The organism is Modestobacter sp. L9-4, assembly GCF_019112525.1.
Taxonomy (GTDB): Bacteria; Actinomycetota; Actinomycetes; order Mycobacteriales; family Geodermatophilaceae; genus Modestobacter.
In genome coordinates this window covers 3,415,296-3,435,321 of sequence record NZ_CP077800.1, presented here as the reverse complement: position 1 = coordinate 3,435,321, position 20,026 = coordinate 3,415,296, and the positions used below count along the sequence as shown (strand labels likewise).

The following is a 20,026-nucleotide window of genomic DNA, read 5'->3' as shown; positions in this document are numbered from 1 at the left end:
GGCGCTCGCGGTGGGCTCAGCCGGCCGCGAGCGCCTGTTCGGCCGCCTCGACCTCGGCGTTCCACCCCGGCTTCTCGGCCTGCCACCGGTCCTCGGTGCGGCCCTGCCGCCAGTAGCCGGAGATCGAGGTGAAGGCGGGGTCCAGCCCGCGCTCGGCGCGCAGGTGCAGCCGCAGCTCGCGGACCAGCCCGGCCTCGCCGTGCACGAACACGTGCCCGGTGCCCGACGGCAGGGCCGCCGCCCGCACCGCGGCGACCAGCGACTCCCCCACCGGTGCCGGACCGCGGTGCACCCACACGACGTCGACGCCGGCGGGCACATCGAGGTCGGGCTGCTCCTCCGCGCGGTCGGCCACCTCGACGACCACCAGCGCCGGGGCCCCCGCGGGCAGTCGGGTCAGCGCCGCGCCGATGGCCGGCAGCGCGCTCTCGTCGCCGGCGAGCAGGTGCCAGTCGGCGTCCGGGCTGGGCGCGTAGGCACCGCCGGGGCCGAAGAACTGGACCAGGTCGCCCGGCTGCGCTGCCGCCGCCCACGGGCCGGCCAGCCCGGTGTCCCCGTGGTGCACGAAGTCGATGGTCAGCTCCCCGGCGACGGCGTCCCAGGCGCGCACGGTGTAGGTGCGGGTGACCGGCCACTGGTCGGCCGGCAGCTCGGCGCGCAGCTGCTCGACGTCGAACGGGACGCCGTAGGTCGCACCCGGCGGCGGGAACAGCAGCTTGACGTAGTGGTCGGTGAACTCCCCCGCCGGGAAACCGGCCAGCCCCGGCCCGCCCAGGACGACGCGGACCATGTGCGGGGTCACGCGGGAGGTGCGGAGCACCTCGCCCACCCGGGCCACCCGGGGACGACGCGCGCTCCTGGCGGGACTGCTCACTGCGACCTCCTGGTCCGAGGAAGGCCAGCCTTGCCTTCCTCCCAGCAGGCTACCCGCGCGGACGTGCGGTCCCGGGAACACGATCGTCACGGGGAAAGATCGAATCGGCGGTTTACACCGTAGCGACGGGCGGGTACCACAACTCCAACGGAACGGCGTCCCACCGAGGCCACGGTGGAACCCCCCGAGTGTCGGTGTCGCGGAACCTCACGACGCCTGCGCCGTCCCGCTCCAGCAGCTGCACCCGGTCCCTGAGGACCGGTCATGGGGCATGCCCACGGAGCGGCCGGTGGACCACCGGGCACGGATGCCCAGTTCTGCACAGTCCACGTACCGCCCATGCACGACGAGGAGGAACGATGACGCACTCCATCGACACCCCGACGCCCTCAGCCCAGAGCGGCGCGACGAACGTGACCGGCACCCCGTCCACCGGCAGCCCGTCCACCAAGGACGTCGCCAAGGACCAGGCCGGCAACGTCGCCTCGACCGCCGCCTCCGCCGGCAGCCAGGTCGCCTCGACCGCCGCCGACCAGGCCAAGCAGGTCACGCAGGAGACCAAGCGCCAGGCGCAGGACCTGTTCAACCAGGGCCGCACCCAGGTCACCGGCCAGCTCCAGGAGCAGGCCCGCAACGGTCAGCTCAAGGCCAGCGAGGGCCTGGAGCAGATCGCCCAGCAGCTGCGCACCATGGTGTCCGGCAGTGGCGAGACCCCGACCGGCCCCGCCGCCGACCTGGTCACCCAGGCCGGCGACAAGGCCCAGGAGCTCGCCACCTGGCTGCAGTCCCGCGAGCCCGGCGACCTGCTCGTCGAGGCGCGCAACTTCGCCCGTCGTCGGCCCGGTGCCTTCATCTTCGGTGCCGCCGTCGCCGGCATCCTCGCCGGTCGCCTGACCACCGGCGTCGTCGCCGCGCACAAGGACGCGAGTTCCGGCAACGCGGGCACCACGCCGCTGCCGGCCACGCCGTCCTACGGCACCACGAACTACGCGACGAACACCTACGCCGCCGAGACCACGGCCACCGGCTACGCCGACGCCGGCTACACCGAGACCGGCTACGCGGGCACCACCCCCGGCTACACCACGACCGGCACCGCGGGCAGCGTCCCGCCGCCGCCGTACGGCACCGCGGGCACCACCGGTGGCTTCGACGACCCGGCCCGGACCTCGGGCGAGGGCCGGCTGTGAGCCACCCGGCCGGGAGCCCGGTCGGCGGGGGCGCACAGCCCTACGGCCAGCCGGGCACCGGGTACACCCAGTCCGGGGCGACGGGCTACGCGCCCCCGCCCAGCACCACGGAGTACGACGCCCAGCACAACCAGGCGCAGTACCTCGAGGAGCAGCCGATGACCGCCGACGGGCACCCTGACGTCGAGGGCACCTCGGTCGGCACGCTCATCAGCGAGGTGACCCGCGACCTGTCGACGCTGATGCGCCAGGAGGTCGAGCTCGCCAAGGCCGAGATCCGCGCCGATGCCAACAAGGCGACCGCCGAGGTCAAGGCGCAGGGCGGCAAGGCAGGCAAGGGCGCCGGGATGCTCGTCGGCGCCGGTTACGGCGGCCACATGGTGGCGCTGTTCCTCAGCCTGGCGCTCATGTGGGCCCTCGGCAGCGCGATGCCGCTCGGCTGGGCGGCGCTCATCGTCGCCGTCGTCTGGGGCATCGTCGCGGCCGTCCTGGCCTCGATGGGGCGCAAGCAGCTGAAGACGATCAGCTTCGCCGGACTGAAGAACATCAACCCCAAGCCGGAGCAGACCGTGGAGACCCTCCAGCAGGTCCCCGGCGCTCTCAAGCCCCACTGACCGGACAGGAGACCGACATGACCAGCAGTGACCCGGACGTCATCCGTCGCCAGATCGAGGAGACCCGCGCCAACCTCAGCTACGAGGTCGACGCCCTCAACGAGAAGGTCAACCCCTCCCGCGTGGTCGACCGTCGCGTGGGCAAGGCCAAGACCAGCGTCACCGGCTTGAAGGACCGCGTCTTCGGCGCGGCCCACGACACCGGCAACCAGGCCGGTGGGGCGGTCCACAACGCCGCCGACAGCGTGCACGGCGCCGCCTCCGACGCCATGGGCGCCGTCCAGCAGGCCCCCGGCCAGCTGAAGAACCAGGCGCAGGGCAACCCCCTGGCCGCCGGCCTCATCGCCTTCGGCGTCGGCTGGCTCGTCTCCTCCCTCCTGCCGACCAGCGAGAAGGAGAAGCAGCTCGCCTCGCAGGCCGAGACGGCTGTCAAGGACCACTCGCAGCCGCTGGTCGACCAGGCCAAGAACGTGGCCCAGGAGATCGGCGACAACCTGAAGCCGGCCGCCCAGGAGGCCGTGCAGTCGGTCAAGGAGACCGCGCAGGACGGTGTCCAGACGGTGAAGTCCGAGGGCCAGTCCGCCGCGCAGGACGTCCAGGGCACCGCCCAGGACGCCAAGCAGACCGTGCAGGGTCACGCGTCCGCCTGATCCACCCGCAGTTCCCGTCGGGCCCCGGTGCACTCGCACCGGGGCCCGACGTGTGTCCGGGGACGGCCGGGACGACGAGCCGGCCGCGCGTCGTCAAGCCGGCGACCCCGCGGTGCGGCCCTCGGCGTCGACGACCACGACCTCCACGCCGGCGGCGTGGAAGGGCGCGACCGCCCCGGGCTCTGCGCCGTCGTCGGTGACCAGCGTCCACCCGTCGGGCAGCTGGGCCCAGGCGTGGAACGGCCGGCGGCCGAGCTTGGCGGCGTGGGCGAGCACGTAGACCTGCTGCGCCTGGCGGGCCATGAGCTCCTTGAGCCGGGTCTGCTCCAGCGCGGCCTCGCAGATGCCCCGGTCGGCGGTGACGCTGTCGGCGCCGAGGAAGACCCGGTCGAACGTCATCCGCTCCAGAGCCGCCTCGGTCAGCGGGCCGACGAAGCCCTGCGAGAGGTGCCGGAGGGTGCCGCCGAGGCACTCGACGTGCACGTCCTCGGCGTCGGCCAGCGCCTGGAGGCTGGTCAGCCCGGTCGTGGCGACGGTCAGCGGCGAGGTCCAGCGGAGCTCGTGGGCGAGCGCGCCCACCGTGGAGCCGGCGTCCAGCAGCACCGTCTCCCCCGCGACGACCTGGCGGGCCGCCCAGCGGGCGATCCCCCGCTTGGCCTCGAACGCCTCGCCGATCCGCTGGCGCAGCGAGGGCTCGGCGTGGGTCAGCAGCGCCATCGCCCCGCCGTAGGTGCGCGCGAGCCGCCCCTCGGCGGTCAGCTGGGCGAGGTCGCGCCGGATGGTGGAGGCGGTCACCTCGAACACCGCCGCCAGCTCCTCCACCGAGGCCAGCCCCGTGGAGGTCGCCAGCCGGACGATCTCCTCCCGGCGGTACCGGGAGCCCGACTGCCGGCTGGACTCGGCACCGGTCTCCGGCGGCGGGCGGTGCTCGGGCTCCACGGCGTCTCCTCTGCTGCGGGTGCGGTCGCGACCGGCGGTCAGGCCGCCGGTCGCGGGGACATCTGCGCAGCCTGCCGCAGCGCCTCGATCATGCTGCCGATCTCGACCTTGCCGGTGCCGGCGATGTCGAAGGCGGTGCCGTGGTCGACCGACGTCCGGATGACCGGCAGCCCGACGGTGATGTTCACCCCGGCCTCGATGCCGAGCACCTTGACCGGGCCGTGGCCCTGGTCGTGGTACATCGCCACGACCAGGTCGTAGTCGCCCCGGCCGGCGACGAAGAAGGCGGTGTCGGCCGGCAGCGGACCGCGCACGTCGATGCCGTCGGCCTGCAGCCGCTCGATCGCCGGCACGATCTTCTCCTCCTCCTCGCCGTACCCGAACAGCCCGTTCTCCCCGGCGTGCGGGTTGATGCCGCAGACGCTGATCCGCGGGTTCGGGATGCCGGCCCGGACGAGGGCGTCGTGCCCGCGGCGGACGGTGCGCTCGACCAGGCCGGGCTCGATCCGGTTGATCGCGTCGATCAGGCCCAGGTGGGTGGTCACGTGGATGACCCGGATGCGCGGCGAGCTCAGCATCATCGACACCTCCTCGATGCCGCAGAAGTGCGCCAGCAGCTCGGTGTGCCCGGGGTAGACGTGCCCGGCGGCGTGCAGCGCCTCCTTGTTCAGCGGCGCGGTGCAGATGCCCTGCACCTCCCCGGCCATGGCCAGCTCCGCGGCGACCCGGATGTACTCGTAGGCGGCGTGCCCGGCGACCGGCGACAGCTGCCCCCAGGGCAGGTCGGCCGGCAGCAGGCCCAGGTCGATCACGTTGATCCGGCCGGGGGTGAACACGGCGTCGGCGACGTGCTCGACGACGGCGATGTCGACGTCGATGCCCAGGATCTCCGCGGCCGCGCGCAGGCGGCCGGCGTCACCGATCACCACGGGACGGCAGCGGGCGGTCGACGCCGGGTCGACCAGCGCACCGACGACCACCTCCGGGCCGACGCCGGCGCCGTCGCCCATCGTGACGGCGATGAACGGCGTGGGACCGCTGTCGGCCACGGGCTCGATCGGGGAGGTGAGGGTGCTCATGGAGGGGCCTTCCGTCGTGCCGCCGGAGGCGACGGGGTGCTGATCGGTGGAGGGGAGGGCGGTCCCGCCGGTGAGGGCGGCGAGGATCGCGAGCAGGGAGCCGGGGCCGCCGAAGCTGCCGGGGCGGGTGACGACGGAGCGTCCGTCCGGGGCGGTGGAGACCACCGCGCCGTGGTGCACCGTCGCCCGGGGGGCCAGCGAGCGCACGCCGAGCGCGTCCAGCACACGACGGGCCGTCTCGCCCCCGGTGAGCGCGAGGTCGACCGGCCCCCCGGGCACGGTGGCGAGCGCGGCGGTGACCAGCCGGGCCAGGCCGGCGGACAGGTGGCGGGCCGCGCCGGGCACGACCCCGCCGGCCGGGTCGGCACGCAGCACGACCGGGCCCCGGGTGACGGCGTCGGCGACGAGGCGGACCACCGCCGGGTCCGGGACGGCGGCGAGGAGGTCCGCCACGGGGACCGGCAGGTCGGGCACCCCGGCGGCGCGCAGCGCGGCGACCTGCGCGAGCGCCCCGGTCTCGGCGGTGCCGACGACGAAGAGCGGCCCCGGACCCCCCGGGCGCGCGGCGGTGGTCGTACCGCCCAGCGGGGCATGGCCGAGCCGGCGGCCGACCGCGGCGGCCAGCCCGGAGGAACCGGCCAGCGCGACCCCGGGGAGTGCGGCGACGGCCGCGGCCACCGCGTCGAGGTCGGCGTCGGACTCCCCGTCGCAGACCGGCACCCGGCCCGCGGCCAACGCGGCCCGGAGCAGTCCCGGCAGCCCGGGTGAGCGCACGTGCCGGAGCGGGACGACCTCGACCGGCACGGGCGCCAGCGCCTCGGCCAGCGACGACGGGGCGCTGCGGCCCTCGGTCGCCCAGGCCGCGGTGCCGGCGAGCGGACCCCCGGCCACGACCGGGACACCGTCGCGGACGACCCGGTCCAGGGCGGGCAGCGCGGTCGCGACGACCACCGGGCCGACGGCACCGACGGAGGCGGCCACCGGCCCGCGCAGCAGCGAGTCCAGCTTCAGCAGCACCGCGGCACCGGGCGCGCCGGCCAGGGCCCCGGCGACGGCGGCGGTGGCAGTCGCTGCGTCGGCGTGCCGGGTGTCCAGGTCGACGACGACCACCTCGGCGGGTGCACCGGCGGCGGGCACGGCACCGGCCAGCTCCAGCCGGGCGGAGCCGGTGCGCGGACCGAGCAGCGCAGCGGTCTCGGCGGCCCCGGAGAGGTCGTCGGCCAGCACGAGCAGGGCGGCCGTCGGTGCGGTCACGTCGGCCCCTCTCCCCGTCGGACGGCCGCCCGCGCGGGTCGTGGGGACCCGGCACCGGACGTCGATCGGTGTGCAGCCTGACACATCGTGCGCGGAACGCGCCAGCCCCTTGCGCAGAACGCGCACGGCGGTACGGTGACCCACGCAACACGCCGGCAGCCCGCCGGCCGACGAGGCGAGAGGTCGACGATGACCGCAGTGGGACCCGGCCGCGAGCTGTCGCGCCGCTCCTTCTTCCGGCTGGGCGGTGCCGTGGGCGCCGCACTGGCGCTCGGCCCGGCGCTCTCCGCGTGCGCCGGCCCGACCGGCGCCGCCGGCCCGGGGACGATGACCCTGGCGCTCAACCGCTCCCTGGTCAGCCTGGACAACAAGCTCAACCAGTTCGACGCCGCTGTCACCGTGCAGCGGGCGGTCCGGCAGGGGCTGACCCGGATCGGACCGGACCTGACCCCGGAGCTGGTGCTGGCCGAGAGCTTCGAGCTCACCGACGACACCCAGTGGACCGTCAAGCTCCGCGAGGGCGTCCGCTACTCCGACGGCACCCCGGTCACCCCGGACGACGTCGCGACGGCGCTGCAGATGTACCGCGACGTCAGCGGCTCCTTCCTGGCGGCGTTCTTCCGCGAGTGGCCCACGGTCGAGGTGCTCGACGACCGGACCTTCACGATGAACACCGAGAAGCCCGAGCCGGTGCTCGACTACCTGATGGCCAACATCCTGGTCACCCCGGCGGCGGCCAACGCCCCCGAGGAGCTGCAGAGCGGCGTGGGCTCAGGCCCCTACGTCGTCGCCAGCTCCAACCGCGGCACCGGCGAGTACACGCTGACCCGCAACGCGGCCTACTGGGGGCCCGCGGCCAACGTCGAGACCGTCCGGGTGCGCTTCCTGCCCGAGGAGTCCAGCCGGGTGGTGGCGCTGCGCTCGGGCGAGGTCGACGTCATCGACACGATCTCCCCCGACTCCGCCGACCAGCTCGCCGGGTTGCCGCAGGTCGTGGTCGAGCGCGCGGACAGCACCCGGATCAGCCAGCTGTTCTACAACTTCCGCAAGCCCGCCGACCACCCGCTGTCCGACGTCCGGGTGCGCGAGGCCCTGTCCTACGCGATCAACGGGCCCTCCCTCGTGGACGACGTGCTGGTCGGCTCGGTGAAGGAGGCGACCGGTGTCGTCCCGTCCGCCCTCGCCGGCGCGACCGCCACGCACTCCTACTCCTACGACCCGCGCAAGGCGCGCCAGCTGCTGGAGGCCGCCGGGGTCCGCAGCGGCGACCTGGAGCTCACCCTGATCTGGGAGACCGGGGAGTTCGCCAACGACGTCTCGGTCATGGAGTCGACCGTGCAGATGCTCGGCGACGCCGGGGTGCGCAGCCGGCTCATCCAGTTCCAGCCGGGCGGTGACATCTCGCTGTGGCGGCAGGGCAAGGCCGGCGACTGGGACGTGCTCGGCAACGGCTACGCCTCCCCCACCGGCCTGGCGCTGACCATGCTCAAGGGCATGTACGGCGGGACGGCGGAGAAGGAGGAGACCCGCGACACCTACCACGGCTACGTCTTCCCCGACGTCCAGGAGCTGATCGACGCCGCCGGCACCGAGGTCGACCCGGGCCGCCGCCAGGAGCTGCTGGACCAGGCGCAGGACGCGGTCTGGGACACCTGGCCGTGCATGTGGTCCTTCGTGCCGAACGCGGTGCTCGCCCGCCGCCAGCGGGTCGCCGACCTGGCGCTGCAGTCGACCAACTCCTACCCCCTCGCCTCCACGAAGCTGGCGGTCTGACATGGCGACCTACGTCCTGAAGCGGCTGGGGCAGAGCGTGCTGACGCTCTTCATGACCCTGACCACCGTCTTCGTGCTGCTGCGGCTGGCCCCCGGCGACCCGGCCGCCGCCTACGCCGGGCCCAACCCCACCACCGAGGACCTCGACCGGATCCGCGCCCAGTTCGGCCTCGACGACTCGCTGCTGGGCCAGTACTGGACCTTCCTGACACGCCTCGTCCACGGCGACCTGGGGACGTCGTTCTCCTTCCAGGCGCCTGCGCTGGACGTCGTGCTGGAACGGCTCCCCTACACCCTCACGCTCGCCATCGCCGCCATCCTGGTGACCGTCGTCGTCGCGGTGCCGCTCGGCGTGTGGATGGCCCGGCACGCCCACACCGGCCGCGAGTTCGGCGCCAACCTGTTCACCATCGCCGGGCAGTCGATGCCCGACTTCTGGTCCGGCATCATGCTGCTGACCCTCTTCGCCGTCGTCCTGCCGGTGTTCCCGGCCTCGGGCTTCGCCACCTGGGGCGGGCTGGTGCTGCCCACGCTGACCATCGCGATCCTGCAGATCGCGCTGATCAGCCGGATGGTCGCCCGCGAGATGAGCACGAACATGGCGGCGCCGTTCCTGACCGTCGCCCGGTCTCGCGGGGTCTCCGAGCGCGGCCTGACCTGGCGCTACGGGATGACCAACTCCGCCATCCCGGTGCTCACCGCCCTGGGCACCCGGTTCGCCGCGATGCTCAACGGCGTCGTCGTGGTCGAGGTCGTCTTCGCCTGGCCCGGCGTCGGCTCGCTGGTGGTGCGGGCCCTGGAGACCCGCGACTACCCGCTGATCCAGGCGACCGTGCTGGTCACCGCGGCGCTCACCGTGGTCGTCCAGCTGCTCATCGACCTCGCCTACCCGCTGCTGGACCCGCGGGTGCGGCTGGCCAAGACCTCGGGCAGGTCGGCGTCGCCGGCCACGGCCCCCAGCGCCCAGACAGCCCAGGAAGCGGTGCCGGCATGACGACCACCCTCACCCCGGGACCGGCGGCCGCGCCGGCCCCGGCCACCCCGGACCGGCCCAGCGCCGTCACCCCGGCCGACCTGCGGCGGGCCGGTGCCCGCAGGCAGGCCCGCTGGGCGCGGGCGAAGACGTGGATTGGCGCGATCTGCACGCTGGTCGTGGTCGTGCCCGTCGTCCTCGCCGGCCTGCTGCCGCTGCCCGACCCGGACGCGCAGGACCTCGGCGCGCGCCGGCTGGCGCCGCTGTCCGACGGCCACCTCTTCGGCACCGACCAGCTGGGCCGCGACCTGCTGTCCCGGGTGCTGCACGGCGGGCAGACGTCGCTGATGATCGGCGTGCTGGCGATCATCGTGTCCGGCCTCATCGGCATCGTGCTCGGCTCGCTGGCCGGCTTCTTCGGCGGCTGGGTGGACGCGGTGATCAGCCGGCTGCTCGAGGCGCAGATGTCGCTGCCGCTGCTGCTCATGCTGCTGCTCGTCGTCGCCCTCTTCGGGCCGTCCATCCCGGTCATCACGCTGGTGATCGCCATCGCGCAGTGGCCCGAGGTGGGCCGGCTGACCCGCTCGCTGGTGCTGCGGGAGCGGGAGAAGCCCTACGTGGCGGCGGCGACCGTGCTCGGGCTCAGCCGGGTCGCGGTGCTGGCCCGGCACGTGGTCCCGAACGTGCTGCGCCAGGCGACGCTGGTCGTCCTGCTGCTGCTGGCCCAGGCCGTGCTGCTGGAGAGCGCGCTGTCCTACCTGGGCGCCGGTCCCGAGCGGCCGTTCGCGACCTGGGGCCGGATCATCTCCGACGGCCAGGACTACATCACGACGTCCTGGTGGCTGGTCACCCTGCCCGGCCTGTTCATCGTGCTGCTCGTCGTCGGTGTCAACCTCCTCGGCGACGGTCTGCGCGACCGCACCCGCCGGGCCGACAAGGAGGCCTGAGACGTGGTCTTCCCCATCCCGCACGACACCGTCCCCATCCTCGAGGTGACCGACCTCCAGGTGGAGCTGATCACCGCCACCGGCGTCGTCCGGGCCGTCGACGGCGTCTCCTTCGTCATCCGGCGCGGTGAGACGGTGACCCTGATCGGCGAGTCCGGCTCGGGCAAGTCGACGACGGCCATGGGCGTGCTGCAGCTGCTCCCCGACGACCTGGCGGTGCTGTCGGGCTCGGTGAAGGTCGGCGGCGTCGACCTGCTCACCGACCGGGGCGCCGCCGGGCGCATCCGCGGCCGGATGGTCTCCCTCATCCCGCAGGACCCGATGACGTCGCTGTCGCCGGTGCACACCGTCGGCGCGCAGCTCAAGGGCGCCATCCGGCTGGCCGGGCACTCGAAGGCGGCGGCCGAGAAGAGGGCGGTCGAGCTGCTGGAGGCGGTGCGCATCCCGCGGCCGGCCGAGCAGCTGAGGAAGTACCCGCACCAGCTCTCCGGCGGCATGCTGCAGCGCGTCCTCATCGCGATCGCGCTGGCCGGCCACCCGGTGCTGCTGGTCGCCGACGAGCCCACCTCGGCCCTGGACGTCACCGTGCAGGCCGGCATCCTGGACCTGCTGCTGGAGCTGCAGGAGCGCACCGGCATCGGGATCCTGATGATCACCCACGACCTCGGCGTCGCCCGGCTGGTGTCCGACCGCATCCACGTCATGCGCAACGGGCGGTTCGTCGAGTCCGGCGAGGCCGAGCAGGTCGTCGACGCACCCCGCGAGGACTACACCCGCCGGCTGCTGGCCGCCGTCCCGCAGCTGGGCCCGATGGACGACGTCGCCTCCCCTCCCCCCGCCGGCGCGACCGCCGCCGTCCTGGAGAACGCCCCCGGAGGCACCCGATGAGCCAGCCGCTGCTGAGCGTGGAGGACCTGGTCGTCGACTACGGCTCCTTCCGGGCCGTGGACCGGGTGAGCTTCTCCGTCGAGCGCGGGACGACGCTGGCCGTCGTCGGCGAGTCCGGCTGCGGCAAGTCGACGGTGGCCCGCTCCCTGGTCCGGCTGCTGACCCCGACGTCCGGGCGGATCGTGCTCGACGGCACCGACATCGCCCAGCTGCCCGAGCGGAGGCTGCGGCCGCTGCGCCGGCGGGTGCAGATGGTCTTCCAGGACCCCTACGGCTCGCTGGACCCGCACCTGACCGCCGAGCAGATCGTGGCCGAGCCGCTGCGGGACCTCTCCCGTGCCGAGCGGGCCAAGGAGGCAGCCCGGCTGCTGGACGCCGTCGGGCTGCCCACGACCGCGCTGCGCCGGCGGCCGGCGGAGTTCTCCGGCGGCCAGCGGCAGCGCATCGGCATCGCGCGGGCGCTGGCCACCAGTCCCGAGCTGCTGGTCTGCGACGAGGCCACCAGCGCCCTGGACGTGAGCGTGCAGGCCCAGGTGCTCGACCTGCTCACCGAGCTGCAGGCCGAGCGCGGGCTGACCTACCTGTTCATCTCGCACAACCTCGGGGTGGTGCGGCAGATCAGCCAGCGGATCGTGGTGATGCGGGCGGGACGGATCGTGGAGTCCGGCGCCACCGCCGACGTGCTGCGCGCACCCACCGAGTCCTACACCCGCGCGCTGCGCCAGGCTGCGTTGGACCCGACCACCATGCGCGGCCGCAAGCCGCGCGACGTCGTCCGGCAGCTGCAGGCGGCGGGCGCGTGACCGCACCGCTGCAGCTGCCCGGTGCACCGGTGCCGCTGTCCCGGCTGGTGCTGGGCACGATGACCTTCGGCGACACGGTCGACGCAGCCGGCTCCGCGGCGATGCTGGACGCCGCGCTGGACGCCGGGATCACCGGGCTGGACACCGCCAACGCCTACGCCGGCGGGGCCACCGAGGAGATCCTCGGCCCGCTGCTGGCCACCCGCCGCGACCGGGTCGTGCTGGCCACCAAGGCCGGCATGCCGCACCCCGACGCCGGGGAGGCCGCACCGCTGTCGGCCGCCGGCCTGCGCGCCTCGCTGGAGGGCTCGCTGCGCCGGCTGCAGGTCGACCGGGTCGACCTGTTCTACCTGCACCAGCCCGACCGCAGGACGCCGCTGACCGAGACGCTCGGCGCGGTCAGGGACGCGGTGGACCGCGGCGAGGTCGGCGCGCTGGGCGTCTCCAACTACGCCGCCTGGCAGATCGCCGAGCTCAACGCGGCCGCCGACGCCGTCGGCTGCCCCCGCCCGGTCGTCGCCCAGCAGCTGTACAACCTGCTGGCCCGCCGGGTCGAGGAGGAGTACCTGGAGTTCGCCCGCAGCTCCGGGCTGCTCACCATGGTCTACAACCCGCTCGGCGGTGGGCTGCTCACCGGCCGGCACTCCTTCGCCGACGGCGCCACCAGCGGCCGGTTCGGCGACTCGCGGCTGGCCGCGATGTACAAGCAGCGCTACTGGACGCCGGAGCTGTTCGACGCCGTCGACCGGCTGGCCGCGATCGCCGCGGACGCCGGGCTGCCGCTGGCCGAGCTGTCGCTGCGCTGGCTGCTGGGCTCCCCCGACGTCGGCGCGCTGCTGCTCGGCGGGTCGAAGGTCGCCCAGCTGGAGCAGAACGTCGCCGCCGCGGCCGCCGGCCCGCTGCCGCCCGACGTCGTCACCGCCTGCGACGAGGTCGGCGCCACCCTCCGTGGGCCGATGCCCGCCTACAACCGCTGATCCCCCCGACGTCTGGAGACCCGTTGTCCCGCCACACCGAGCTCGCCACCCGGATCCGCGCCCGCGAGCGCGTCCTGGGCTACTGGATCGCCCTGGACTCCCCCGTGTCCACCGAGCGCATCGCCCGCAGCGGCTACGACTACCTCGCCCTGGACGCCCAGCACGGGCTCTTCTCCTACGAGGGCATGCTCCGCGGGATCACCGCGATCGACGCCGGGGGCGGCGCGGTGCCGTGGGTGCGGGTGGAGGCCAACGACCCGACCTACATCGGCAAGGCGCTGGACGCCGGGGCGAGCGGGGTGATCGTCCCGCTGGTCGACGACGCCGCGCAGGCCGCCGCCGCCGTGGCCGCCGCCAAGTACCCGCCCCTGGGCCGGCGCAGCTACGGCCCGATGCGCTCGGGTCTGCGGGTCGGCCCGACGCCGGCCGAGGCCAACGACACCACCCTGGTGTTCGCCATGATCGAGACCCCCGAGGGCCTGGCCAACGTGGCCGAGATCTGCGCGACCCCCGGCCTGGACGGCGTCTACGTCGGCCCCTCGGACCTGTGCATCGCCGTCGGCGGGGCGTTCCCCAACGACCCGGCGGTGGCCGAGGTGTTCGAGGCCGCGCTGGTGACGGTGCGCGAGGCCGCGGCCGCCGCCGGGGTCGCCGCCGGCATCCACACCATGGCCGGCGCGCAGGCGGCCCAGCGGCTGGCCGAGGGCTACACCTTCGCCACCGTGTCGGCCGACCTGACGCACCTGGAGCAGGCGGCGAAGGACCACCTGGCCGCCGCCACCGCCGGCCCGGCGACCACCGGTGACGGGACGGGCTACTGATGACCGCCGCCGAGCTGGTCCGCGACGGCGTCCTCCGCGACGCAGGCCCGGGCCGCCACGACGCGTTCCTGCCCACCACCACGGTGCAGGTGCACGCCGCCAACCTGATGACGCTGCCCGACGGCGGCCTGGGCTGCGTGTGGTTCGGCGGCACCCAGGAGGGCGTCCCGGACATCTCCATCTGGTTCTCCCGGCTGACCGGCGACACCTGGAGCCCGGCCGAGCAGCTCTCCGACGACGGCACCCGCTCCGAGCAGAACCCGGTGCTCTTCCCCACGCCGTCCGGTGAGCTGTGGCTGCTGTGGACCGCCCAGCACGCCGGTGACCAGGACTCCGCCGAGGTGCGCCTGCGGGTGTCCCCGGACTCCGGCCGCACCTGGGACGAGCCGCGGACGCTGTTCCCGGCCACCGAGCGCGGCGGGGTATTCGTCCGCCAGCCGGTCGTCGTCCTGCCGTCGGGGCGCTGGCTGCTGCCGGTGTTCTCCTGCGTCACCGTGCCCGGGCAGAAGTGGGTGGGCGACGAGGACACCAGCTCGGTGATGGTCAGCGACGACGCCGGTCAGACCTGGCGCGAGGTCGCCGTCCCCGGGTCGACGGGGTGCGTGCACATGGACGTCGTCCCGGTCGAGGGCGGGCTGGCCGCGTTCTACCGCAGCCGCTGGGCCGACTGGGTGCACCGCTCGACCTCGACCGACGACGGGGAGACCTGGACGGCACCGGTGCCCACGGAGCTGCCCAACAACAACAGCTCGATCCAGGTGACGGCGCTGGCCGACGGCCGGCTGGCGATGGTGCTCAACCCGACCCAGGCCGGACCGGACACCCCCCGCAGGGTGTCGCTGTACGACGAGATCGACGACACCGGGCTGGCCGCCGAGCAGTCACAGGTCACCGCGCAGGCCGACGACGGCCGGCGGCGCGCGTTCTGGGGCACCCCGCGCGCCCCGATGACGCTGGCGCTGTCCGCCGACGGCGGCGTGACCTGGCCGCAGCGCCGGGACGTCGAGACCGGCGACGGGTACTGCCTGAGCAACAACAGCCGGGAGGGGGTGAACCGGGAGCTGTCCTACCCCTCGGTGCACCAGACCGCCGACGGCGCGCTGCACCTGGCGTTCACCTACCACCGCACGGCGATCGAGCACGTGGTGGTCGACCCCTCGTGGGTGACCGGGGCGTGAGGCACGCGCTGGTCACCGGGGTCAGCTCCGGCATCGGGGCGGCCGTCGTCGACCGGCTGCTCACCGACGGCTGGACGGTCACGGGCCTGAGCCGCACGCAGCCGCCGGCCCGCGACGGGCTGACCTGGCTGGCCGCCGACCTCACCGACCTGGACGCGGTGCCCGCAGCGCTGGCCGACGTCGGGCCGCTGGACGCGGTGGTGCACGCCGCCGGCGTCCAGCGCTCGGCGCCGCTGGGCCGGCTGTCGGCCGCCGACGGCGAGCTGATGTGGCGGCTGCACGTCGGGGCGGCCACCGCCGTGGTCGACGCGGTCGTCGACCGGGTGGCCGACGGCGGCCGGATCGTGCTGATGGGCAGCCGCACCGCCACGGGGGTGGCCGGCAAGAGCCAGTACGCGGCCACCAAGGCGGCGCTGTCCGGGCTGGCCCGGTCCTGGGCGATGGAGCTGGCCGGGCGGCGGGTGACGGTGAACGTGGTGGCCCCCGGCCCGACGGACACCCCGATGCTGGCCGACCCGGGCCGGGCGGCGACCCCGCCGCGGGTGCCCCCGCTGGGCCGGTTCGTGCGGCCCGGCGAGGTCGCCGGGCTGACCGCCTTCCTGCTCGGCCCCGAGGGCGGCATGGTCACCGGCCAGCACCTGGTCATCTGCGCGGGCGCCTCGCTCTGACCTCTTCCGGGTGACCGCTCCCCCGGGCCCGCTCCAGCTCCGGCCGTCGCACGCCGTTCCCCGACGGGACGGACTCCGTCCCCGACCGGGACGGCGACGCGACGAGCAGGAGGAGGCGCACCGTGGACGCACCCGCACGCGTGCTGGTGGCCGACGACGAGGAGGACATCCGCCTGCTGGTGACCCTGGCCGTCCGCCGGGCCGGGTGCTCGGTCGTCGCCGCGGTCGCCGACGGCGCCCAGGCCCTCGCCGCGGCCCGCGCCGAGCTGCCGGACCTGGTCGTCCTGGACGTGTCCATGCCCGAGGCCACCGGCCTGGAGGTCTGCGCCGCGCTGCGCGCCGAGCCGGTGACGGCCGGCTGCCGGGTGCTGCTGCTGTCGGCCGGCGCCTCCCCCGACGACGTCGCCCGCGGCCTGGCCGCCGGCGCGGACGCCTACCTGCCCAAGCCCTTCACCGTCGCCGGCCTCGTCGCCCAGGTGCGGTCGCTGACCGCCGGGACCCCGGCGTGACCGCACTCGACGAGCGCCCGACACAGGCACCTCCGGTCCGACCCGGCCGCGGGGTGCCCGCCGGGCTGGCGCTGCTCGCCCTCGCCGGGGTCCTCGCGCTGCTCACCCGGCCACCGCTGCCCGTCGGCCTGCTCGCCGCCGCTGCGGTGCTGGCGTCGGCCGGCGAGCTCGCCCGCCGCCTGCACGCGCTGCTGACCGCCACCGAGGCGCTCGAGGTCCAGCGCCGCGACCTGGTCACCCGCGGCCGGTCGACCGCCGAGGACCTCGAGGTCGCCACGCGGATGATGCGGGCCCGCGCCCAGACCATGACCAGCGTCATCGACGCCGTCACCGAGCAGTCGATCATCGGCACCGACCGCGACGGCCTCGTGCGCGTGTGGAACCCCGGCGCCGAGCGGATGCTCGGTCTCCCCCGCGCCGACGTCGTCCGGCTGCGCTCGATCACCGACTTCCACGCCCCCGAGGAGCTCGACGGCGACGGCGACGAGCCGGCCGACCGGTTCACCGCACTGGTGCGCGCGGCGCGGGAGCAGGGCAGCGACGTCCGAGACTGGACCTACCTGACCGCCGACGGGCAGCGACGCACCGTCTCGGTGGCGATCACCCCGCGCACCGACGACGAGGGCGAGCAGGCCGGCTGGAACTTCGTCGGCACCGACATGACCGAGGCCCGCGCCACCGAACGGCTCAAGGACCAGTTCGTCAGCCTCATCTCGCACGAGCTCCGCACCCCGCTGGCCTCGGTCCTCGGCTACCTCGAGCTGGTCATGGACGACGAGGAGCAGCCGCTCACCGACGAGCAGGCGCAGTACCTGGGCATCGTCGAGCGCAACGCACAGCGGCTGCTGCGGCTGGTCGGCGACCTGCTGTTCACCGCGCAGGTGGACGCCGGCCGGCTCACCCTCACCCCCGAGGACGTCGACCTGGCCGCCATCGTGCGTGCCGCGGAGGACACCGCCCGGGTCACCGCGACCGCCCGCGGGGTCGCCGTCGCCGTGGACGTGCCCGCCGAGGGGCTGCCCGCCCGCGGTGACGCCCTGCGTCTCGGTCAGGCCTGCGACAACCTGGTCTCCAACGCCGTGAAGTTCACCCCGGCCGGCGGGCAGGTGACCCTGCGGCTGCGCCGGGCCTGGCAGCACGCCGACGGCACCCGGTCCGACGACGCCACGCGGGGCGGTTCCCCGGTGGCGCTGCTGTCGGTCATCGACACCGGCGTGGGCATCCCCACCGGCGAGCAGGGGCAGCTGTTCACCAGCTTCTTCCGCGCCTCCACCGCGCGGCGCAACGCCGTCCCGGGCGTGGGGCTGGGCCTGACCATCACCAAGGCCATCACCACCGCGCACGGCGGCACCCTGGACGTCGAGAGCGCCGAGGGCCACGGGACGACGTTCACCCTCACCCTGCCGCTCTAGCCGCGCCGCCTCCGGCCCGGCCCCCTCGCAGGGGCCCGCTGCGAGCGTGCGAGCAGTGGGGGGCGAGGGGGTCCTCCATCTTGCGGTTTTCTTGCGGAACGCTGGCGGATGGCCTGCGGATCGACCTCCAGAGTCGTGTCTGTCGCCGGGAGCACCCGCCGACACGGGACTCCCGAGGAGACGCAGCCATGACCGCCGCCACCACCACCCGCAGCCGCAACGTCCGCAAGGTCCTGGGCTCGCTGGCCATCGTCGGTGCCGCGGCCGGCGTCGCCGGGATGGGCACCTTCGGAACCTTCACCGACAGCACCGCCCCGCTGGCCGCCTCGGTCTCCTCCGGCGTGCTCTCCCTCGACCTCACCGCCGTCGGTGGCAGCGCCACCCTGCCGACGATGAGCGTCACCAACTTCGTGCCCGGCGACTCGGTCAGCCGCCCCGTCGAGCTGGTCAACTCCGGGGACACCGGCCTGGGCTTCGTCTCGATGGTGTCGACCGCCAGCACGAGCAGCATCCTGGACACGGACAAGGTCAACGGCCTCCAGCTCAACGTCCAGGGCTGCTCCTCCGCCTGGACCGCGGCCACCAACGCCGGTGTGACCACGTACTCGTGCACCCCGGGCGCGGTCTCCTTCTTCGCGGGCCCCGCCGTCACCGCGGGCACGAACCTCACCGGTCTGCAGAGCCTCAACGCCCGGAGCACCGACCACCTGCTCATCACGGTCGCCCTGCCCACCACGGCCGACAACGCCTTCCAGAACAAGAGCAGCGCGCTGTCGATCAGCTTCACCGGCACCCAGAAGACCGGCACCAACCGCTGACCTGCCGGACCTGACCCGACCAGCCCGACACCCCACCACGAGGACCTGACATGACCACCGCACTCGCCCCGGACCTCGCTCTCGCGTTCCGTCCGGCGCGGCAGCTCACCGGGACGCCGCGGCTCGCCGCCGGCCTGGGCGAGCGTGCGATGGCACTGGTCCTCCGCTGGACGGTCCGCCTCATCGTCACCGTCGCCGTCCTGGCCTTCGCCCTGCTGGCCGTCGGGCCGCACGTCCTGGGCTACCGGACGATGACGATGCTGACCGGGAGCATGACCGGCACGATCGACGTCGGTGACGTCGAGGTCGTCACGCCGCTGCCGGTGGCCGAGGTCACCGAGGGCATGATCATCGCCTACCACGTCCCGATCGACGACCACCACCTCGTCACGCACCGGGTCATCGGCGTGGACACCGCCGCCGACGGCACGGTCACCGTGGAGACCAAGGGCGACGCCAACGCCGCGGCCGACCCGTGGAAGGCCCAGCTGCAGGGCGACACCGCCTACCAGGTGCGGGCGGTCGTCCCCGGGCTCGGCCACGTCATCCAGGCACTGCGCTCCCCGGTCGTCAGCCAGGCCCTCCGCTACGTCGCCCCGGCCCTGCTCGCCGGCTGGCTCCTGCTGTCGATCTGGCGCCCCACCCCGGACCAGCGCACGGACGGCGACGACGCGTGAGCCGCCCCGGCCGCCGGGTGCCGCTGACCGCACCCGCCCAGGGGCCCCACGTCCACGTCACCACCCCGACCAGCTCCGGCTGGACCCCCACGACCGCCTCGACAGGAGCCCTCCCGTGCTGACCGCCCTCGTGATCGACGAGTCCGCCCCCGCCCGCGCCCGGGTCACCGGCCTCCTGGAGCTGGCCGGCTGGGGTGTGCACGAGGCCGGTGACGCCGAGGACGCCCGCTGGCTGAACGCCTCGATCGCCGTGGACCTGGTCGTCACCGCCGCCTCCGTGCTCGGCGCCCCGTCCGGCCCCGCCCTGCTCACCGAGCTGCGCGCCGCCGGCAGCACCGCCCGGTTCCTGGTGGTCGCCGCCGAGCCCACGGCCGAGGTGCGCGACGCGGCCGCCGCCGCCGGCGCCCTGGCCACCCTGACCGCCCCGCTGGACGCCCGGCTGCTGCGGGACCTGCTCCGCCGCCGGTCCGCCGGGACGCCGGCCGGGGCCACCGAGCTGGTGGACCTCGAGGACCTGCACGACGCCGACCAGGACGACGAGCTGTCCCAGCGGCTGCAGGCGGCCTACGACGCGGCGCTGCCCGGCCGGTTCTCCGCCATCGACCGCGGTGCCCGCGCCGGTGACCCGCAGGCCGTCGCCGACGCGGCGTTCACCCTCGCCGGCACGTCGGGCCAGCTGGGGCACCCCGAGGTCGCCGACGTCTGCCAGGCCATCGCCGCCGAGGCCCGCCGCGGCGTCCTGGCCCACTCCCGGGTCTCCGAGCTCGCCGGGCTGGCCGGCGTCGACCGCCGGGTCGCCGACCGCCGCCGCGGGCCCCGTGCCGCCGACGGCGGGCGCGGTGTGCCGCGGGGCGCCCGCGACCGCCGGACCGCCCGCGCCGACCGCCGGGCCACCTCGGCCGCCCCGTCCGCGGGCTCGGCGCCGGACTCCCCCGGGCAGTCCGCGGACCGCCGCCGGGGCAGCGCCGCCTAGACAGACGAC

20 protein-coding genes are annotated in these 20,026 nt (G+C 74.8%); 17 read left to right on the top strand and 3 right to left on the bottom strand.

Annotated elements, in window-relative coordinates; genetic code table 11:
• Window positions 1-16: 16 nt before the first annotated feature.
• Window positions 17-874: a siderophore-interacting protein gene (locus KUM42_RS16215; RefSeq protein WP_237493562.1), complete on the bottom strand. Its 858-nt coding sequence runs from the start codon at window positions 872-874 to the stop codon at window positions 17-19.
• A 359-nt stretch (window positions 875-1,233) separates the two neighbouring features.
• On the opposite strand from KUM42_RS16215, the gene KUM42_RS16210 reads away from it, so the two are divergent.
• The 3 genes from KUM42_RS16210 to KUM42_RS16200 are packed head-to-tail and all read left to right on the top strand — an operon-like array spanning window position 1,234 to window position 3,328.
• Window positions 1,234-2,064: a hypothetical protein gene (locus KUM42_RS16210; RefSeq protein ID WP_237493561.1), complete on the top strand. Its 831-nt coding sequence runs from the start codon at window positions 1,234-1,236 to the stop codon at window positions 2,062-2,064.
• Window positions 2,061-2,678, top strand: a complete 618-nt coding sequence (locus KUM42_RS16205) for a phage holin family protein (RefSeq protein ID WP_237493560.1) — start codon at window positions 2,061-2,063, stop codon at window positions 2,676-2,678. The genes KUM42_RS16210 and KUM42_RS16205 overlap by 4 nt, the downstream gene beginning before the upstream one ends.
• A 17-nt stretch (window positions 2,679-2,695) precedes the next feature.
• A complete protein-coding gene (locus KUM42_RS16200) occupies window positions 2,696-3,328 on the top strand; it encodes a DUF3618 domain-containing protein (RefSeq protein WP_237493559.1) in 633 nt (210 codons plus the stop codon).
• 93 nt (window positions 3,329-3,421) lie between these two features.
• On the opposite strand, the gene KUM42_RS16195 is transcribed toward KUM42_RS16200, so the two are convergent.
• Entirely contained in the window at window positions 3,422-4,267 is an 846-nt protein-coding gene (locus KUM42_RS16195) for a DeoR/GlpR family DNA-binding transcription regulator (RefSeq protein ID WP_237493558.1), read from the bottom strand.
• A gap of 38 nt (window positions 4,268-4,305) precedes the next feature.
• Window positions 4,306-6,600, bottom strand: a complete 2,295-nt coding sequence (pdxA, locus tag KUM42_RS16190) for a 4-hydroxythreonine-4-phosphate dehydrogenase PdxA (protein WP_237493557.1) — start codon at window positions 6,598-6,600, stop codon at window positions 4,306-4,308.
• 189 nt (window positions 6,601-6,789) lie between these two features.
• Here pdxA and KUM42_RS16185 point away from each other — a divergent pair, with 189 nt between their 5' ends.
• From KUM42_RS16185 to KUM42_RS16120, 14 genes are all read left to right on the top strand, one after another.
• Entirely contained in the window at window positions 6,790-8,373 is a 1,584-nt protein-coding gene (locus KUM42_RS16185; RefSeq protein WP_237493556.1) for an ABC transporter substrate-binding protein, read from the top strand.
• A gap of 1 nt (window position 8,374) precedes the next feature.
• Entirely contained in the window at window positions 8,375-9,367 is a 993-nt protein-coding gene (locus KUM42_RS16180; protein WP_237493555.1) for an ABC transporter permease, read from the top strand.
• A complete protein-coding gene (locus KUM42_RS16175; RefSeq protein ID WP_237493554.1) occupies window positions 9,364-10,293 on the top strand; it encodes an ABC transporter permease in 930 nt (309 codons plus the stop codon). The genes KUM42_RS16180 and KUM42_RS16175 overlap by 4 nt, the downstream gene beginning before the upstream one ends.
• A gap of 3 nt (window positions 10,294-10,296) precedes the next feature.
• A complete protein-coding gene (locus KUM42_RS16170; RefSeq protein WP_237493553.1) occupies window positions 10,297-11,181 on the top strand; it encodes an ABC transporter ATP-binding protein in 885 nt (294 codons plus the stop codon).
• On the top strand, window positions 11,178-11,984 hold the full coding sequence (locus tag KUM42_RS16165) for a dipeptide/oligopeptide/nickel ABC transporter ATP-binding protein (protein ID WP_237493552.1): 807 nt from the start codon (window positions 11,178-11,180) through the stop codon (window positions 11,982-11,984). The genes KUM42_RS16170 and KUM42_RS16165 overlap by 4 nt, the downstream gene beginning before the upstream one ends.
• Window positions 11,981-12,961: an aldo/keto reductase gene (locus KUM42_RS16160; protein ID WP_237493551.1), complete on the top strand. Its 981-nt coding sequence runs from the start codon at window positions 11,981-11,983 to the stop codon at window positions 12,959-12,961. Before KUM42_RS16165 ends, KUM42_RS16160 begins: the two co-directional genes overlap by 4 nt.
• Window positions 12,962-12,984: 23 nt before the next feature.
• On the top strand, window positions 12,985-13,782 hold the full coding sequence (locus KUM42_RS16155; RefSeq protein ID WP_237493550.1) for an HpcH/HpaI aldolase/citrate lyase family protein: 798 nt from the start codon (window positions 12,985-12,987) through the stop codon (window positions 13,780-13,782).
• Window positions 13,782-14,960: an exo-alpha-sialidase gene (locus KUM42_RS16150; protein WP_237493549.1), complete on the top strand. Its 1,179-nt coding sequence runs from the start codon at window positions 13,782-13,784 to the stop codon at window positions 14,958-14,960. Before KUM42_RS16155 ends, KUM42_RS16150 begins: the two co-directional genes overlap by 1 nt.
• Window positions 14,957-15,628, top strand: coding sequence for an SDR family NAD(P)-dependent oxidoreductase (locus KUM42_RS16145; RefSeq protein ID WP_237493548.1), 672 nt, complete (start codon window positions 14,957-14,959; stop codon window positions 15,626-15,628). Before KUM42_RS16150 ends, KUM42_RS16145 begins: the two co-directional genes overlap by 4 nt.
• Before the next feature lie 122 nt (window positions 15,629-15,750).
• Window positions 15,751-16,137 (top strand): response regulator transcription factor, encoded by a 387-nt coding sequence (locus KUM42_RS16140; protein WP_237493547.1) that lies wholly within the window; start codon window positions 15,751-15,753, stop codon window positions 16,135-16,137.
• On the top strand, window positions 16,134-17,549 hold the full coding sequence (locus KUM42_RS16135) for a cell wall metabolism sensor histidine kinase WalK (RefSeq protein WP_237493546.1): 1,416 nt from the start codon (window positions 16,134-16,136) through the stop codon (window positions 17,547-17,549). The genes KUM42_RS16140 and KUM42_RS16135 overlap by 4 nt, the downstream gene beginning before the upstream one ends.
• A gap of 188 nt (window positions 17,550-17,737) precedes the next feature.
• Window positions 17,738-18,367 carry a hypothetical protein gene (locus tag KUM42_RS16130; RefSeq protein ID WP_237493545.1) on the top strand — a complete coding sequence of 210 codons (630 nt, stop codon included), beginning with the start codon at window positions 17,738-17,740 and terminating at the stop codon, window positions 18,365-18,367.
• Between the two features lie 50 nt (window positions 18,368-18,417).
• A complete protein-coding gene (locus KUM42_RS16125; RefSeq protein ID WP_237493544.1) occupies window positions 18,418-19,044 on the top strand; it encodes a signal peptidase I in 627 nt (208 codons plus the stop codon).
• Window positions 19,045-19,159: 115 nt separating this feature from the next.
• On the top strand, window positions 19,160-20,017 hold the full coding sequence (locus KUM42_RS16120; protein ID WP_237493543.1) for a response regulator: 858 nt from the start codon (window positions 19,160-19,162) through the stop codon (window positions 20,015-20,017).
• The last annotated feature ends 9 nt before the right edge of the window (window positions 20,018-20,026 follow it).

Coding starts and splice junctions, on each gene's coding strand:
- KUM42_RS16125 (WP_237493544.1), top strand. CDS start 18,418: ATGACCACCGCACTCGCCCCGGACCTCGCTCTCGCGTTCCGTCCGGCG.
- KUM42_RS16185 (WP_237493556.1), top strand. CDS start 6,790: ATGACCGCAGTGGGACCCGGCCGCGAGCTGTCGCGCCGCTCCTTCTTC.
- KUM42_RS16210 (WP_237493561.1), top strand. CDS start 1,234: ATGACGCACTCCATCGACACCCCGACGCCCTCAGCCCAGAGCGGCGCG.
- KUM42_RS16200 (WP_237493559.1), top strand. CDS start 2,696: ATGACCAGCAGTGACCCGGACGTCATCCGTCGCCAGATCGAGGAGACC.
- KUM42_RS16150 (WP_237493549.1), top strand. CDS start 13,782: ATGACCGCCGCCGAGCTGGTCCGCGACGGCGTCCTCCGCGACGCAGGC.
- KUM42_RS16180 (WP_237493555.1), top strand. CDS start 8,375: ATGGCGACCTACGTCCTGAAGCGGCTGGGGCAGAGCGTGCTGACGCTC.
- KUM42_RS16130 (WP_237493545.1), top strand. CDS start 17,738: ATGACCGCCGCCACCACCACCCGCAGCCGCAACGTCCGCAAGGTCCTG.
- KUM42_RS16165 (WP_237493552.1), top strand. CDS start 11,178: ATGAGCCAGCCGCTGCTGAGCGTGGAGGACCTGGTCGTCGACTACGGC.
- KUM42_RS16175 (WP_237493554.1), top strand. CDS start 9,364: ATGACGACCACCCTCACCCCGGGACCGGCGGCCGCGCCGGCCCCGGCC.